Here is a 17,085-nt window from a genome sequence, read left to right on the forward strand (position 1 = left end):
AAGGAAAACATTAAACTAAATAAACACTAATATTAAACTTAAAATTATACAAACATGAAAAGATTTTTGCCTTGGATTATTGGAGCTGTTGTTATTTTTGCACTTTACAGCTTTTTTAAAGGAATTAACAATACGGCGGTTGTTTTAAATCAAAATGTTGAACAATCTTGGGGTGATGTTCAAACTGCTTACCAAAGAAGGAATGACTTAATTGGCAACTTAGTAAACACTGTTAAAGGAGCTGCGGAATTTGAAAAAAGCACATTAACAGCTGTAATTGAAGCTCGTTCAAAAGCCACTTCTGTAAGAATTGATCCTACAAATATTACTGCAGAGCAGTTACAAGAGTTTAATAAAGCGCAAAGCGGAGTTAGCAGTTCTTTATCAAGATTACTAGTGACTGTGGAAGCTTATCCTGATTTGAAAGCAAATCAAAACTTCTTGAAGCTTCAAGATGAATTAGCAAGCACTGAAAATCAAATTTTAACTGCTCGCACGCGCTTTAATGAAGCTGTAAAACCGTACAACTCTCATATTAAAACGTTTCCAAATAGCTTATTCGCGGGAGTTTTTGGATTCAAAGAAAAAGTGTATTTCTCAGCCGTTGATGGTGCAGACAGACCTGTTGAAGTGAAATTTTAAAAAACGATTTCAAATTTTTGATTAACGATTTTTGACTACAGAACAAATATTTCTGAAATTAATAATCGTTAATTTTCATTTATAAATTATTCAAATGTCAAAAGTAGAAGATTTTTTAACTAAAGAAGAAGAACAAGAAATTGTTGAAGCTATCCGTAAAGCGGAGAAAAACACATCAGGCGAGATAAGAGTTCACCTAGAAAAAAGAACTTCTATGGATGCCTACGATCGCGCCATGGAAGTTTTTAACGATCTTAAAATGGATGCAACTGAGCTTCAAAATGGTGTCCTAATTTACTTGGCTGTTGAAGATCGTAATTTTGTTATCTGCGGAGACAAAGGAATTAATGATGTAGTTGATGATGATTTTTGGAATTCTACACGAGATATTATGGTTTCACACTTTAAAAGTGGCAATTTCAAACAAGGACTTGTTGATGGAATTACAAAAGCAGGAGAACAATTACAAAAGTATTTCCCCTATTTAAAAGATGATACAAATGAATTATCAAACGAAATATCAAAAGGATAATGTTATTAAATAAAAAATGTGTCATAATTTCTCTGAAACTATTTCTTTGCTTATTATTCACTCAAATCAGCGTTGCTCAATTTACAATTCCAGAAAAACCTAATTTTCAAACATCAGTTTATGATTATGCGAATGTTTTAAGTGCAACAGAAAAAGCACAATTAGAGGATAAACTTATCAAATATTCAGATTCTACTACTACTCAAATTGTTGTAATTACCATTGAAAGTTTAAAAGGAGAAGATGTTAGTCAACTAGCTACAAGATGGGCTCAAACTTGGGGCATTGGTGGAACTGCAAAAGAAGATAATGGCGTTATTGTATTATTGGCGAAAGCTGAAAAAAAGATCGCTATAAATCCTGGTTATGGATTAGAAGACCGATTAACAGCGGGCCTTGGAGGTGAAATAATACGAAATATTATTATTCCTGAATTTAAATCAGGAAGTTTCTACAGTGGCTTAGATAAAGGCACCGATGCTTTATTTGATGTTTTCAAAGGAAAATATAAAGGAGAAAGAGTCAAAAAATCTAAAGATAAGGGATTTCCTTTTTTTCCGATAATTGTAATTGTTGTCATTATAATTGCATTAATAGCACGTAACAAAGGCGGTGGAAACTCCGGAAACAATGGTGGTGGGATGGGACCAAGCTTATTAGACGTTATTTTATTGAGTAGTCTAGGACGTGGCGGCGGAGGAGGTTTTGGCGGAGGATCTTCCGGTGGAGGTTTTGGTGGAGGCGGTTTCGGTGGTGGATTTGGCGGCGGAGGTTTCTCTGGTGGCGGATCTAGCGGAGGCTGGTAAATTTACTTCATGTCTAAATAAAAGAGCGAGAGCTGCAATTTGCAGCTCATGTTATTTGACCTTTTTTTTAACGCTTTAAGTAAAAATGTGCGTTGATTTATAAATTGTTATTCCTAATTAGAATCCTACATCAATCCAATTATCCAATTTTAGAAAATTTGATTGATAGTATCTTAATAAATTACAATAAAATTAACGCATTCAAAAGTATTCTTACCTTAACTTTAAAACAAAAACAAAATGAAAAATTTTGCAATTAAAACAGTTTGGTTTTGTACAATATTTGTCTTTGTATTTGTTGGTCTATGTCAAACTAATATAACGATGCCCGCATTAGCAAGCCTATTTATTGTGGGCAATATTTTAATTTTATTTATGGTTTACACGGTTTTAATTGATAAATATACCACCACAAAAACATTTAAAAATTGGTATGAAGATCGACCAGTTGGCACTATCGATTAAAAAGTATGAGTGACGATTACTTTATATTGTCACATTTTAACGTAAAATAAAATCACATAGTAAATTGACTCTCGGTCCATGCTATTGTTTTTGAATCTTTCAACCTGTTTAGATACACAGCATTCAAACAAGTATTTGTTCCTTACATTGATTGTATCAGCTACTAATAATATAATCCTCAAAAGCTACGAAATTTTATCATACAAAGTTTTTATGTAATTTTTTAAATTAGCTTAATTATAAAAAGATATTATTTTTGATCTAGATTCAATAAAACAAAAGGAACTAATACTTTTCTAAATTTACTTTTTTGTAAAAGATTTTATTAAAAAATTTTCTATTTAAATTTCAACCCAGATCAATCAAATAAGTAATGTGGAATCAGATAATTATGGTATGAACACTCTAGTTGCCACTCTTTGCATTTGGGAATAAAGAAGATAAAAAATTATAAAGACAATATAGAAACAGTGAATTGTGGGTCGTATCTTTCTTATTGATTTTCTGATAATCTAAAATTAGATTTAAATGTCGGTTCTTAAATAACATCCTATTAAGCAATGGTGAAAATTGCAACTGTTGATTGTTTGATGGGGTATCTGATGATTAAGGTAGAGAAGATAAATACCCACAACATTAAGTAATATTAAATAACTTTTGGATGGATGCCACTGAAGTTACTAACACTCGCTTATAAAATTTTGTTACCGAAACTGGACTTATTATCACTGCAAATATTAGACCTGATTGGGAAGAAATAAAAAAACAGTTATCGTTAAGAACCTCTGCACTTGACGAAAGCTTGTTTGTTGCATCATCTCTTGTTTTTACTCCAGCAAAAGTTACCATAAATTTGAATGATGCTACAAAAGGGCGGTCATGAACCAAAGGAGCAAATTGACAACATCCTAAGGAGCTAGAAAATAATCTTAATTAAAGAGAAAATTACCCAGTAGTGATTTTATCATGAAATGACACCTTAGCTTATGCTAATTGAGCTTGTAAAACGTTACCTAACGAGGCTGAATGGAAATTTGCAGCTAGCGATGAAATTGTAACTCATAAATATTTTTGGAGCAATGAAGATCCTGAAAAGATATAATCAAAGCCAATATTTGCCGAGGAAACTTCTCGTAAATTAATAGAAATAAAGTTAGATTTAATGGTACTGCGCCAATAATATTATTTGTCGCCAATGCATGCGGTTTATAGAACATCCTGCGAAATGTTTGGGAATAATGCAGCGACTGCTAGATACAACAATATTACAAAAATCATAAAAACTTTATTGCTATTGATCCAAAAGATAAAATTGAAAGTTATAATCTAATGGAGCCTACAATACCTAAGCGACTGGTAAGAGGGGATATTGCTATGAAATATCTCTTATTGCAAAGGATTTTGTGTTATACTAAGAATGAAATGATTAATATAAATTGACTAAAATCACTCAGGCTTTAGATGTGTTGCTAACATTAGAAATAGTACTAATTATACATCATTCAGTTTTTTCGATAATATCTAAAAAACTAATTTTAGCACTAATAATTCTCTGATAATAAAAAAGAAATAATTCTTTATCTCACTTTACTTTTCAAAACGAAATTATGTAATAATTTAGGGAAAAATCTTTTTAAGTATGCACCTAATATCTCCATACCTCCTATATATGCTTCGAACTGTTTACACTCTATAGCTCTTACCATTTTTTTTACAAAACTAGCAACTGGAACACCATTTTGCGTCGCCTCATCATCTTGATTTTGTTTTGTTCCATTAGCGGTAAGCGCATTTAGGGCTACATTAGTTTGAACAAAGCCAGGACAAATTAACGTGACATCAATATTATCTTTTTGATGTTCCATTCTCAAGACATCGAAAAAACCATGCAAAGCATGTTTCGCACCGCAATACCCTGAACGATAAGGCGAACCAAATTTACCCATCAAGCTTGTGACTACTACAAATGCTCCACTTTGGTTTTCAACAAAATGAGGTAATAAAGCTTTTGTTAATGCAACAGTTCCTAAATAGTCTACGGCAATAAGTTTTTTGTCAACTTCAAAATCTGTTTCAATTATAAGAGATCTTTGACTCACTCCTCCATTATTGATAAGCACATCCACTTTTCCAAAGGCAGCAATAGCTTTTGCTGCGTGATTTTTGGCGTTGTCAAAATCAGCCAGATCAAAAGGCAAAATGATAACTTCTGTGTTTGAACACTTCGATTTTACAGTTTCTAAAGCATCGCTATTTCGAGCCGAAAGAATTAGTTTGCAATTTTTAGTTGCTAATTCATAGGCAAGAGCCTCTCCTATTCCGCTTGAAGCGCCTGTAATCCAAACTACTTTACCATTAATTGCATTCATATTTTTTCTTAAAAATAAAAAAAGTTTACCGAGCTTTTACAAACTCAATAAACTTTCTAGTATAATTATGGAAATAAAGACTATTTCTCTCTAATATAAATATCAATTGGCACTCCTGAAAAGTCCCAATTTTCTCTAATTTTGTTTTCTAAATAACGCTTGTAAGGTTCTTTTACGTACTGAGGCATATTAGCAAAAAATACGAACTGAGGCGTTGGCGTAGGCAGTTGCATGCAATATTTAATTTTCACATATTTTCCCTTAGTAGCAGGTGGCGGATAGGCTTCAATCACTTTCAACATAAATTCGTTGAACTTTGATGTGGTAATGCGCTGCTGTCTGTTTTCAAAGACCTTTACGGTTGCTTCTAATGCTTTTAGTAAACGTTGTTTAGTTAAAGCAGAAACAAATAGAATAGGCACATCAGTAAACGGCATTAACTCTTCTCTTATTTTCTCTTCGTAATCGCGAGTAGACATGGTTTCCTTTTCAACTAAATCCCATTTATTCACTAAGATTACAACCCCTTTTCTATTCTTTTCTGCTAACCAAAAAATACTTTGATCCTGACCTTCAAATCCGCGAGTAGCGTCAATAATCAAGATACAAATATCAGCATGTTCAATAGCACGAACGGAACGCATCACCGAATAAAATTCTAAATCTTCCTTAACTTTAGCCTTACGACGTATTCCCGCAGTATCTACCAAGTTGAATTCAAAGCCAAAGCGATCAAATTTTGTATCAATAGAATCACGAGTTGTACCTGCAATATCAGTAACAATATAACGATCCTTACCAATTAATGCATTTATAAAACTAGACTTCCCAGCATTAGGACGACCTACCACTGCAAAACGTGGTAATACTACTTCCTCCTGTGTTGGTTCTGGTTTTATTGGAAAAGCATCAATCAATGCATCCAATAAATCTCCAGTTCCGCTACCTGAAATACTTGCAAAAGTATAATATTCACCTAAACCAAGGTTGTAAAACTCAATGGCATCTTTCTCACGCATCGAATTATCTACCTTATTTACAGCAAGTAAAACCGGCTTTGTAACTTTACGCAATAATCTAGCAACCGCATCATCCATTGGAGTAATCCCCTCTTCTACATCAACCACAAATATAATTACATCCGCTTCATCAATGGCAAGTTCCACTTGCTTACGGATTTCGCCTTCAAAAACGTCATCAGATCCACGTACATAACCTCCCGTATCAATCACAGAAAACTCTTTTCCGTTCCACTCGCTTTTACCGTAATTTCTATCTCTGGTAACTCCAGAAACCGAATCAACAATAGCTTCTCTTCTTTGTATCAGCCTATTAAAAAGGGTTGATTTCCCCACATTAGGTCTTCCTACTATCGCAACAATGTTATTCATAATAATTTATTCAAATATTTTGCAAAGGTAGTGTTAAATAGATTGACTATCAATTTTTTTGATATATTAGCACAATGTAACTAATCATACTACTATGGATGCTAATAAAGAAATCCGACTTCGCTTACGCTTTTATAAAGACGTGATGATAAATACAACTGTTTTAAGTCAAAAATTCGCAATTTACGCAAAGTCAAATCCGCAAGATTATTTTATAAAAACGCGAGGAACTCATATTTGGATCAATATAATAGGTAGTGAAAAACGGTATTACTCTCCGCATCTACATTTAGAGTTAGAAGCCAAAAGCGAAAATGAAACACATATTAGAGGGCTTTTTGGACCAGATCCGACACTTTGGACCTTATTTATGTTTCTTCACTTTGTAATCGCTGGAATATTTTTAATATTCACTGGTATCGCCTATTCTAACTCGGTTTTAAACAAAAGCTATACTTCCGACTTCGTTGTACTTACATTGATGGTGCTATCATGGTTTCTACTTTATTTTATTGCAAAACAAATCCGAAGTAATGGAAATGACCAAACTCACGAACTTGAAAAAGTATTTTTTAAAATTTTAGAATCATAAATATTAGGAGCTAATCCAGCGCTCCATTACAACTCCTCGTTCATAAAGGAGTTGTTGCAATGCGCTTGCAGGAGCTTCCTCCGGTCGCATTGCAACCACAGCAACAATAAGCTTTATTCACTGTGGGGTTTCCATTTTGATCTGGGCTAAAAAAAAAATCAGTATCAGAGAAAAACTCTAATACTGATTTCAATATATTTTGTAGTTAGTTTTTATTCTAACTGAACACTAAAAAACTGGCAACTATTTTACTGGTTATAACCAAATCGCTTCAACATATTAACGTTGCTTCTCCAATTCTTATTAACCTTTACATATAATTCAATATGTATTTGTTTTCCAAAGAATTTCTCTAAATCAGCACGAGCTTCAATTCCTACTTTTTTCAAAGCTGCTCCTTTGTGACCAATTATAATTCCTTTTTGAGTATCTCTTTCTACCATAATCAAAGAACGAATTCTGATGATATTTTCATCTTCAAAAAATTCTTCCGTAACAATTTCAACTGCATACGGAATTTCTTTACTGTAATTCAACAAGATTTTCTCACGAATCGTCTCATTTACAAAAAATCTTTCTGGCTTATCAGTCAATTGATCTTTTGGATAATATGCTGGAGATTCTGGTAACAATTCGATTATTCTTCCAAAAACCTCAGGAACATTAAAGTTTTGCAACGCCGATATTGGAAAAATTTCAGCATTCGGAACCTTAGCAGTCCAAAAAGCAACTTGCTCTTCCAACTGTTCTTGATTAGAGTTGTCTATTTTATTTAATAGTAATAATACAGGTATAGTAGCGTGAATAATTTTATTAAAAAAAGCTTCATCTTTCAAATCTTGCTCACCAATTTCAACCATATAGATCAATATATCAGCATCTTCAAAAGCAGATTTAACAAAATTCATCATCGAAGCTTGCATCTCGTAAGCTGGTTTGATGATTCCAGGAGTATCAGAGAGGATTAATTGAAAATCTTCTCCGTTTACAATTCCCAGTATTCTATGACGAGTTGTTTGTGCTTTAGAGGTAATAATGGAGAGCCTTTCCCCTACGAAAGCATTCATTAGAGTGGACTTTCCAACATTTGGATTTCCTATGATATTTACAAAACCTGCTTTATGTGACATCTATATTAAATTTATTTTGCAAAGGTAGTTATATCAAGTCAATACATGAAATAAAACATTTTTTTAAATTTATGTTTGGGTTTCTTAAATTTAGTTGTACATTTGCACTCACAAATCGCGGGATAGAGCAGTAGGCAGCTCGTCGGGCTCATAACCCGAAGGTCACAGGTTCGAGTCCTGTTCCCGCTACAAAGTAGCCTTATTGAGATTACAAACGCACATCGCGGGATAGAGCAGTAGGCAGCTCGTCGGGCTCATAACCCGAAGGTCACAGGTTCGAGTCCTGTTCCCGCTACTAGAAAAGCTTCATAGAAATATGAGGCTTTTTTTATTTATATTTATGAGCAAAAAGAAATCAAGGATGAATTTGTTGTTTAAATATTATACTCTCCAAAATTCAATCAAAACTACACTGGATTCACATCCAACCTTATTGAACGTTTCAAAACGCACAACGAACTTGGAACCGAAGGTCACACCTTGAAATTTAGACCTAGGACAGTAATTCATATTGAGTTTTTCAGCTCTAAATATAAAGCGATAAAAAAAAGAAAAGTATCTAAAAACTGGAGTTGGCAGAGAATTATTCAACAAATAGTCAGAAACCAATAAATCTATGAACTTACATCGGCCGAGGCAAAAAAGTAATTAAAGTCTTCGCCGCGACGGAATACTAGAAATGCCTCTGATAAGTCTGGAGCTTTTTTTTTGATTTAAGCTATAAATTAATAATTAGGAAACTTATAAAAACCCACAATTTTTAAGAAATCAAAAAAACTGCGTAACGTATATAAATACATTTGCGCAGCTTTTTATTAAAACAAGTTTATGAGTGTGACTCACCAAATTGTTATTCTGTCTTTTTTAGGTAGAAACATTTTGTCTCCTTCTTTAACATTGAAAGCGTTGTAAAAAGGCGTTGTATTCATAAGCGGCCCATTAACACGCCAATTTGGTGGAGAATGTGGGTTATTATTAATCCATAAACGAAGGTATTCATCTTTCATTTTTACTCTCCATATTTTTGCTAAAGAGATAAAAAAACGTTGGTCTGGAGTAAAACCGTCAATTTTCGTATTACCTTTTCCTTCCTCAGTCATTTTAAATGCATCATAAGCAACAGCTATTCCAGCAATATCAGCGGTGTTCTCGCCAACTGTTAACGCACCATTAATATGTAGATCTCCTAAGACAGTATAGGTGCTATACAAGTTAGTAACCTGCTGTATTCTTGCTTTAAACTGCGCATAATCCTCTTTTGTCCACCAATTTTTTAAGTTGCCATTCTTATCATATTGAGCACCTTGGTCATCAAAAGTATGGGTTATTTCGTGACCTATCACCATTCCTATTCCTCCATAGTTCAATGCATCATCTGCATTATTATCAAAATACGGTGGTTGTAAAATGCCAGCGGGAAAAACAATTTCATTTGCGGTTGGGTTATTATAGGCCGTAACTGTTGGGGTAGTAGTATACCATTCTGACTTATCGACTGATTTTCCTAATTTATTCAACTGAAACTGGTATGCAGCTGTAGCAGCAGAAACCATGTTCTCAAAATACATATCTCTAGCTACACGCACATTGCTGTAATCTCTCCACTTATCCGGATATCCTATTTTTTTTGTAATGGCAAACAACTTTTCTTTTGCTTTTTTCTTTGTACTTTGACTCATCCATTCTAAATTGTCAATCCTTTTAGCGTATGCTTTTTGCAAATTATTAACCAAACTCAACATTCGATTTTTAGCCTCTTCTGAAAAATATTTCTTTACATACAATTCTCCTAATGCTTCACCGAGATAATTATCAACGACATTAGCCATTTTTTCCCCACGAGTTTTTTGAACAGCTTGACCAGAGAGTACTTTAGTATACTCAAATGAAGCATCTACGAAAGGTTTACTTAAATCATCTGCATACCGCTCTAAAGAGTTTGCTTTCAGGTAAATTTTCCAGTTAGCAATAGGTATTTTTTTCAACAGCTTATCAAGGGCATCATAATATTGGGGTTGACTAATATTGATTGAATCCGTTTTAGCACCTAAATTGTTTAAAAAAGAATTCCAGTTTATGTTTGGATGTCTTTTTGAAAGATCTGCGACAGCCATTTTATTATAATTAGCTTGTACATCTCGCAGTGCAACTTTTGTTTTATGTGCAGCAGCGAGTTGTTTGTCAATATCAAATACTACTCCTGCGCTTTGTTTAGCTTCTTGAGCAGCACTACCCGTTTGCTGAAATAACGTACTAATGTATTTTATGTAAGCCTGCTGAATAGCAACTGTTGACGCATCTGAGCTGAAATAATAATCTCTGTCCGGCAAGCCTAGTCCGGTTTGATACAATTGAGCAATATTTATACTACTGTTCTTCTCGTCAGATGATACTCCAAAACCTATAATGGAAGGATTATCTACTTTTACCTCGCTGGCAACAAAACTCATTAAAGACGGCAGATCAGTAATTTTATCTATTTTTAAGAGTAATGGTTTGATGGGGATATAACCGCGTTTGTCAATGGTAAGCGTATCCATACCAGATGCATAGAAGTCACCAACCTTTTCAGCTATACTTCCAGCGGGATTTTTAGTTTGCGAAATACTATCTAATATTCCCTGTAGACGCATTCTTTGTGGATAATTCATAAACATATAAGCCCCTACTCCAGATTGAGATGCAGGTATCGGAACCGAATCATACCATTTGCCATTAACATATTTAAAAAAATCGTTACCCGGTCTTAACGTGGAATCAATTCCAGTTATGACTGTAATTTTTTTTTCTTGCTTGTTAGAGCACGAAACAATAGCAAAGAAAGCGACAAAGAGCAATACTATTTTTTTCATAAACTAGATTATTTGTATTAAAAGGAATTGGAAATCGATTCGAATTAGCATTTTAAAAGATGTACATTCGGCTTAATTGATTTTAGTAGAACAAGATACAAATTCACTTTTATATCTCGACATTATTATTGAAATAATACCTACTTATCGTGATTGATATAAGCAACTTGTTTATTTAAATATTTCTCTAAAAGTTTAATTTCTCACCACAATAAATGCCATGATTACAAACATTGAATCATCAGAGGAAAGAGTTAGGGAAATAAAAAAATATAAAGATGATTTTAATCGAATTCTCTTTTACTTTTGCCTCATGTTAGAAATTCTGTACCAAGACGAATTTATTATAGCCATTAATAAACCAAGTGGATTATTGGTTCATAAATCATATTATGCTCGCGATGCAAATGTCTATGCTATTCAAGAATTGCGAAATCAAATTGGTGGGCAACACGTCTACCCTATTCACCGTTTAGACCGCAAGACATCTGGCGTATTGCTATTTGCGTTAGACAAAGAGGTTTTAAAGATTATGAACGATCGTTTTGCCACAAGGAATGTAGAAAAAAAATATTTAGCAATTTTACGAGGTTGGTCACCTAAAGAGCTAACGATTGATTACGATTTAACAAATGATGACGATATAATTCAAAATGCAATAACCTACTTTCGTCGTTTGCAAAAAACAGAAATTGAATTAGAATTTAATAATCAATTGACATCACGATATTGCTTAGTAGAAGCGATTCCGGAAACCGGTCGAATGCATCAATTACGAAAACATTTTAAACATATTTTTCATCCCATTTTAGGAAGTCGTCCGCACGGTTGTAACAAACAAAATAAATTGTGGTTAGAGAATTATGAACTGAAAGGAATGATGCTTCACGCCCACCAATTAATTTTTAATCATCCAATAAAGAACGAACAAATAATCTTGAATGCGAAGATCAACAAAGAGTTTAGTAGAGTGGGAACTATTCTTAATCTAGATTTAAGGAAGTATCATTAGAATAATAATTTAAAATTTATTACTGCCTTCTACAAATTGAGATTTTCTGAATTAAAATACCGATGCAAATCTTAAAAAACGAATTGAAAATTTCAATGCTTCGCATAAATAAAAAATTTTAACAAACATCAGGCCTCTTTACTATTCAAAGCTTTAAATATAATTGACTTTGCCGCTTAAATTCTCTATTTAAATTTATTTACTGAAAACTAAATAGGCTACAATATAAATTTGATAGAAAAATTTAAACCATAAAATCCGCTCTAAAAAGAGGGGCAAATAGTATAATCGAACTTTGAGATGTTATTTTATGTGGGATTATCCTCTTCTAACTTTATTGTCATAAAAAAATGTATTGTAAAGAAGAAATTCAAAGCATTTGAATAAAAAATGTTGGTTTTAATAGATAATTTGGTAGCTTAATAAACACTGCGGATACATATTTCAAACTTTGTTTGGCGTACCACTAAAAGATTATCAACAAAAGTTCCTAGTTTATTAATGTCAAAATAGTGATCGCGATAATAATAATTTATTACTCTGATTAAATGATTTTAGGTATTTAAAATTGCATACTAAACTAAAGAATATAAAAAAACCTGTTTAACAATTGCTAAACAGGTTTTTAAAAAAATTATTATAATCTAAAACTAAACCAACTAAACTTAAAATTTACTATTAAATAATTTTTATAACTTAATCTTCTGAAACGATTGCCGTGTTTCGATCAGCATTTACCTTAAGTAATATCGCTAATCCTTCTTCATTCAACATTGTCATGTTAAGAGTGTCGAGCTTTGCTAAATTTTTTGATACTTTACCAACAAAACCATTATAAGAAATATTCATTTCTTTCAGATTGTTTAATTTTTCTAATGTGACTGGAATGGCGCCGTCCATTTTATTGTCAAACAAACTTAGGTTTTCAAGTGCTACTAACTTATTTACGCCTGAACTTAAGTGCCCACTTAATTTATTACTATTTAATAAGACAATTTTCAGAGCGGTGAGCTCATAAAATGAGTCAGGGATTTGGCCTTCTAGATCGTTATTAAAAAGTGATAATATTTCCAAATTCTTCAATGATCCAATCTCTTGAGGAAGTGAACCTGAAAATTCATTCATATAAAGTTTAAGTTCAATTAGGTCATTCATAGAACAAATTGAAGTTGGAATTGTACCGGTCAAATGATTAAAGGAAAGATCTAAAATTTTAATTTTATTTAAACCACCAATTAAATCAGGAATAGAACCGCTCAACTTATTTTTATGTAAATCAAGTTCTTGTAAATGAATTAAATTTAAGATGTCATTTGGAATTATTCCCTCTAAATTATTATCAGATAAAACAATTGAAACTACTTTATCATCCAGCACTTTAACACCATACCAATTAGAAACGGGTTGTGATAAATTCCAAGTAATCTTCCAATTTACTCCATTAGTCGACTTATAAAATTTCACTAATGCATCTCTCTCTATTTGAGAAACATTTGCGAACATCGTAAATGTGAATAGTAATGTGAATAAAAGTGAAATTTTCGTTTTCATAATTTAATTTTTACTTTATACTTTAAATATAATTAAAAAAACCGTCACTAAACAAATAAAATCGACGAAATACACCAACAATAACTAAAACACAGAAATAACCTATAAGAACTTCTACAGTAGAATGAATTACTATGCCTTTTACAAGTAACTAACTTCTAACTTTATGGTACTATAATTGAAAATCAAAGATTTTGATATTACAGTAAAATTACTGCCTATGTGCTAAAGTTATATTAATACTTCGGTCTATAATTAATTAAAATCTCTCCACAGTAAATAAGATACTTTCAACTTCTATTGCAATTTTTCAATTGCCATAGCTAATTGTAAATCTTTATCTGTAACTCCGACTTCATCATGTGTAGTTAAACGAATATCTACCTTGTTGTAAACATTAAATAATTCAGGATGATGGTTACTTTTCTCAGCTTCTAAACCTACTTGCACTATAAATCCAAGAGCTTGAGAAAAGTTTTTAAATTTAAATTTTTTTTCAATTCCATTATTTTCCAAAGTCCAACCTTCTAATTCTTTTAAATGTTCTTGAATAGATTCTTTTGAATATGTTTTCATAATTTTTTATTTTTATAAAGTTAGTTAATTTAACTTCAACAAATGATTTATTAAGTTTAATGATTAATTTTGGCAAAATATTAAATTACAATTTGGACTCAGCTTATACTTTCTGCATTTATGAAAATACATCTCAACTTCCCAATAATTGGGACGATTTAGCAATATCAACTATTTTCTTAAGTAAAAGATACTTCGAAGTTTTAGAAAAATCTTCACCTGACAACATGATTTGTTATTTCATAGGAATTTTTGAAAACGAGAACTTAATTGGTATTTCTCTTTCGCAGTTTTTAAATTTAAACAAATTAGAATCTTTTGGTGGGAGAGATAAGCGTGTAAAGACAAAAATTCGGAATTTCATTTTTAAAAATTTTGCATCCCAAGTTCTTGTTCTAGGAAATAACATGCTCACGGGCCAAAACTCTTACGCTTTGAAAAAAGGTGTTGACCCAATGAAGGCGATTAAAGCCTTACATAATGCTGCATCAAGTTTAAAAATAATTTTTGCTAATAAAGGTATCAAAGTGCATATTACTACCTATAAAGATTTTGATAAGCAAGAAATTAAGAATTTTGATATTCCAGAAATGAGAAGAGAATATCAGTTTTCAACACAACCTAACATGATATTTTCAATTAATGAGAATTGGACAACAGAACAAAATTATATCGATTCGCTCTCAAAAAAATACCGAGATCAATACAAACGAGCACGAAAAAAAGCTATCAATATTGAGAAAAAAAAGCTGTCGCTCGACGAAATTATTAGATCAGAAACTGAAATTTATAACTTGTATCTACACGTAGCTAAGAACGCTCCATTTAATACGTTCTTTTTACCTCAAAATCATTTTAGAGTTTTTAAAGAAATCTTCAAGGACAAGTTTCTGTTTTACGGTTATTTCATAGGTAATAAACTCATAGGTTTTAATACGCTCATAAAAAATGGAAAAATAATGGACACTTATTTTCTTGGTTATGATGAAAGTATCCAGCGAGAAAACATGCTATATCTCAATATGTTATATGATATGATTGCTTATTCAATCAATAAAAATTTTGAAGAAATCATATTTGCACGGACGGCTTTAGAAATAAAAAGTTCTGTAGGTGCTAAGCCTGTGAAAATGTATGGACTCATTTCTCATAGTAATTCGCTGTTAAATTCATTTATGCCCAAAATATTTAAGTACTTAGAGCCTGAAACGATTTGGCAACAGCGAAATCCTTTTAAATAGTTAATTGTTCTGATCGTGGAATGGCAACTTTCATTTGTTTTGGCAGAATTTTAATGTCTAATTGATTTTGCATCCCGCAATATTCACCATCAATTTGAAAACTAACCGGTATATCTGTAATAATAGTTGCTTTTTCAGTAGATATAATTTCGATGTCGTCAGTATCTAAAGGAATATTTCCAGTGATAATTTTACCGAGAATAATTAAATCCATGTTTTTTAAAATAACCAGTTCGAACTTTCCATCATCCATTTTACCATTTGGATTGATAGAAATACCGGTTCCATATTTTTGAGAATTAGCTATTACAATCATTCTAGCTTCACAAATAACGGTAGGAAATTCGCCTGTAATGGTCGCAGTAAATGGATCATCTAAATCAGCTAATGTATATAAAGTTTGTAGTGCATATCCTAATTTCCCCCTTATTGCACTACCTTCATAATTTTTAATCATTTCAGCGTTTAGACCTATATCACTGAGATGAATACTTTTTTTTCCATTAATGCAAATAATATCCATTTCCATGTAGTGATTGAAAAAGGCTATTTCTAAATTCTCCTCTACAGTCTCTGGTAAGTTTAGATCTACTGCTAAGCCATTAGCAGAGCCAGCGGGTAAAATACCAATGATTACATCAAAATCTTGTACAGCTTCTGCCACCATTTTAATAGTTCCGTCACCTCCAGCTACTATCATGCGATCTGGTTTAAGCGAATTACAAAGCTCTTTTATCTCCTCACTATCAGCAACTCCAGAAGTATAATAGGTAAAGAGATTAATTTTATGTTTTTCAACAAAAACATTTATTGATTCAATCAATGCATCCTTATCTAGGCCACCAGAAATAGGATTAACAACGAGGATATTATTATTTTTCAAAATTTATTCGAAATTATTAATTAAAAAACTTTAATTTCATCTTTTATCAAAAGTAATACAATTTATGAAACCTATTTTAAAATTATATCGCGGTTATGCTAATGAACAGGAATTAATTGTGATGGGACATGTTTTTAGGCCAACCTCAATTGAAGAATATAATTTTCAAAAAAAGAATTTAAAAAACGCTACTTCGGTCATTAAAATGTTCCAAATAAAAACTCAAGCTAATGCTGATGTTTATTTAGATTACTATGATACAAAACTACACACTAAAACGTTAGACGATGGTTATTTTAAATTTTGTGTTCCTTTAGATCAAAGCACAAATTATGGTTGGATTAATTACCAAGTAAGTATAATCCACAATGATAAAACTATTGTTACAAAAGAAACTTACATTAGACCACATAAAGGAAATCTTGGAATCATCTCTGATATTGATGATACGTTTTTAGTTTCACATACTATGAATCCCTTACGAAAGCTATATGTCTTACTATTTAAAAACGTTAATAAAAGAAAAATATATGACGATGTAGTTTCGCATTATCAGGCTTTAAGTACTGCGGGAAGAGAAAAGCATGATGAGCAAAATGCTTTTTTTTATGTTTCGAGTAGCGAATGGAATTTATACCGCTTCATCATAAAGTTTACAGAACTTCATAAACTACCCAAAGCTGTTTTACTTTTAAAAGACATAAAAACGAGCTTGAAAGATTTCATATTTACTGGTCATGGCGATCATAATCATAAGTTTGAGAAAATAAAACACATTTTAGAATTTTATCCAAATTTAGAATACGTATTGCTCGGTGATGATTCACAGCAAGATGTTTTTTTATATGAAGCAATCGCCAAGATTTTTCCAGTTACAGTCAAAGCAGTTTATATTAGGCAAACGGCAGCAAAAAAGAAAGAAAAAGTGACCACTGTGCTGGAAAATTTAAAATCTCTTAACGTTGCTATTTGTTACTTTAAAGACAGTGCTGAGGCTATTGCCCATTCAAAATTAATTGGAATAATTGAATAAAAAAAAGAGT

The 17,085-nt window shown here is 31.9% G+C and carries 16 protein-coding genes and 2 tRNA genes; 11 read left to right on the forward strand and 7 right to left on the reverse strand.

Translation table 11 applies throughout. The features are described from left to right. Positions 1–54 precede the first annotated feature (54 nt). From BUA99_RS07250 to BUA99_RS07265, 4 genes are all read left to right on the forward strand, one after another. Positions 55–642: a LemA family protein gene (locus tag BUA99_RS07250; protein ID WP_072990203.1), complete on the forward strand. Its 588-nt coding sequence runs from the start codon at positions 55–57 to the stop codon at positions 640–642. Between the two features lie 94 nt (positions 643–736). Then, positions 737–1,174, forward strand: a complete 438-nt coding sequence (locus tag BUA99_RS07255) for a TPM domain-containing protein (RefSeq protein ID WP_072990205.1) — start codon at positions 737–739, stop codon at positions 1,172–1,174. Further along, positions 1,174–1,980, forward strand: a complete 807-nt coding sequence (locus BUA99_RS07260) for a TPM domain-containing protein (protein WP_072990208.1) — start codon at positions 1,174–1,176, stop codon at positions 1,978–1,980. Before BUA99_RS07255 ends, BUA99_RS07260 begins: the two co-directional genes overlap by 1 nt. A 240-nt stretch (positions 1,981–2,220) precedes the next feature. Further along, on the forward strand, positions 2,221–2,445 hold the full coding sequence (locus BUA99_RS07265; protein WP_072990211.1) for a hypothetical protein: 225 nt from the start codon (positions 2,221–2,223) through the stop codon (positions 2,443–2,445). A 1,577-nt stretch (positions 2,446–4,022) separates the two neighbouring features. On the opposite strand, the gene BUA99_RS07275 is transcribed toward BUA99_RS07265, so the two are convergent. Further along, positions 4,023–4,814 (reverse strand): SDR family oxidoreductase, encoded by a 792-nt coding sequence (locus tag BUA99_RS07275; RefSeq protein WP_072990217.1) that lies wholly within the window; start codon positions 4,812–4,814, stop codon positions 4,023–4,025. 80 nt (positions 4,815–4,894) lie between these two features. Beyond that, positions 4,895–6,205, reverse strand: coding sequence for a ribosome biogenesis GTPase Der (der, locus tag BUA99_RS07280; RefSeq protein ID WP_072990219.1), 1,311 nt, complete (start codon positions 6,203–6,205; stop codon positions 4,895–4,897). A gap of 94 nt (positions 6,206–6,299) precedes the next feature. Here der and BUA99_RS07285 point away from each other — a divergent pair, with 94 nt between their 5' ends. Further along, on the forward strand, positions 6,300–6,797 hold the full coding sequence (locus BUA99_RS07285) for a hypothetical protein (RefSeq protein WP_072990222.1): 498 nt from the start codon (positions 6,300–6,302) through the stop codon (positions 6,795–6,797). A gap of 248 nt (positions 6,798–7,045) precedes the next feature. Here the strand turns inward: BUA99_RS07285 and era are convergent, their stop codons facing one another. Beyond that, the gene (era, locus tag BUA99_RS07290) at positions 7,046–7,927 is read right to left on the reverse strand and encodes a GTPase Era (protein WP_072990225.1); all 882 of its coding nucleotides are present in this window, start codon (positions 7,925–7,927) and stop codon (positions 7,046–7,048) included. Positions 7,928–8,043: 116 nt separating this feature from the next. On the opposite strand from era, the gene BUA99_RS07295 reads away from it, so the two are divergent. From BUA99_RS07295 to BUA99_RS07305, 3 genes are all read left to right on the forward strand, one after another. Next, a tRNA-Met gene (locus BUA99_RS07295) sits at positions 8,044–8,116 on the forward strand. A 33-nt stretch (positions 8,117–8,149) separates the two neighbouring features. After that, positions 8,150–8,222 (forward strand) — tRNA-Met (locus BUA99_RS07300). Positions 8,223–8,359: 137 nt separating this feature from the next. Then, the gene (locus BUA99_RS07305; protein WP_234972937.1) at positions 8,360–8,539 is read left to right on the forward strand and encodes a GIY-YIG nuclease family protein; all 180 of its coding nucleotides are present in this window, start codon (positions 8,360–8,362) and stop codon (positions 8,537–8,539) included. Positions 8,540–8,766: 227 nt separating this feature from the next. Here BUA99_RS07305 and BUA99_RS07310 read toward each other — a convergent pair whose 3' ends face one another. Beyond that, a complete protein-coding gene (locus BUA99_RS07310) occupies positions 8,767–10,779 on the reverse strand; it encodes a M13 family metallopeptidase (protein ID WP_072990228.1) in 2,013 nt (670 codons plus the stop codon). Between the two features lie 313 nt (positions 10,780–11,092). On the opposite strand from BUA99_RS07310, the gene BUA99_RS07315 reads away from it, so the two are divergent. After that, on the forward strand, positions 11,093–11,791 hold the full coding sequence (locus tag BUA99_RS07315; RefSeq protein WP_072990231.1) for a pseudouridine synthase: 699 nt from the start codon (positions 11,093–11,095) through the stop codon (positions 11,789–11,791). Positions 11,792–12,487: 696 nt separating this feature from the next. Here BUA99_RS07315 and BUA99_RS07320 read toward each other — a convergent pair. Further along, positions 12,488–13,342 (reverse strand): leucine-rich repeat domain-containing protein, encoded by an 855-nt coding sequence (locus tag BUA99_RS07320; RefSeq protein ID WP_072990234.1) that lies wholly within the window; start codon positions 13,340–13,342, stop codon positions 12,488–12,490. A 297-nt stretch (positions 13,343–13,639) separates the two neighbouring features. Beyond that, on the reverse strand, positions 13,640–13,918 hold the full coding sequence (locus tag BUA99_RS07325) for a 4a-hydroxytetrahydrobiopterin dehydratase (protein ID WP_072990237.1): 279 nt from the start codon (positions 13,916–13,918) through the stop codon (positions 13,640–13,642). A 92-nt stretch (positions 13,919–14,010) separates the two neighbouring features. Between BUA99_RS07325 and BUA99_RS07330 the strand changes: the two genes are divergently transcribed. Continuing rightward, positions 14,011–15,159: an 8-amino-7-oxononanoate synthase gene (locus tag BUA99_RS07330; RefSeq protein WP_072990646.1), complete on the forward strand. Its 1,149-nt coding sequence runs from the start codon at positions 14,011–14,013 to the stop codon at positions 15,157–15,159. Here BUA99_RS07330 and BUA99_RS07335 read toward each other — a convergent pair. Beyond that, positions 15,152–16,042, reverse strand: a complete 891-nt coding sequence (locus BUA99_RS07335; RefSeq protein WP_072990239.1) for a diacylglycerol/lipid kinase family protein — start codon at positions 16,040–16,042, stop codon at positions 15,152–15,154. The two genes, BUA99_RS07330 and BUA99_RS07335, sit on opposite strands and share 8 nt — an antisense overlap. A gap of 64 nt (positions 16,043–16,106) precedes the next feature. Between BUA99_RS07335 and BUA99_RS07340 the strand changes: the two genes are divergently transcribed. Further along, a complete protein-coding gene (locus BUA99_RS07340; RefSeq protein WP_072990241.1) occupies positions 16,107–17,075 on the forward strand; it encodes an App1 family protein in 969 nt (322 codons plus the stop codon). The last annotated feature ends 10 nt before the right edge of the window (positions 17,076–17,085 follow it).

Source organism: Flavobacterium segetis, assembly GCF_900129575.1.
In the GTDB taxonomy this organism is placed as follows: Bacteria; Bacteroidota; Bacteroidia; order Flavobacteriales; family Flavobacteriaceae; genus Flavobacterium; species Flavobacterium segetis.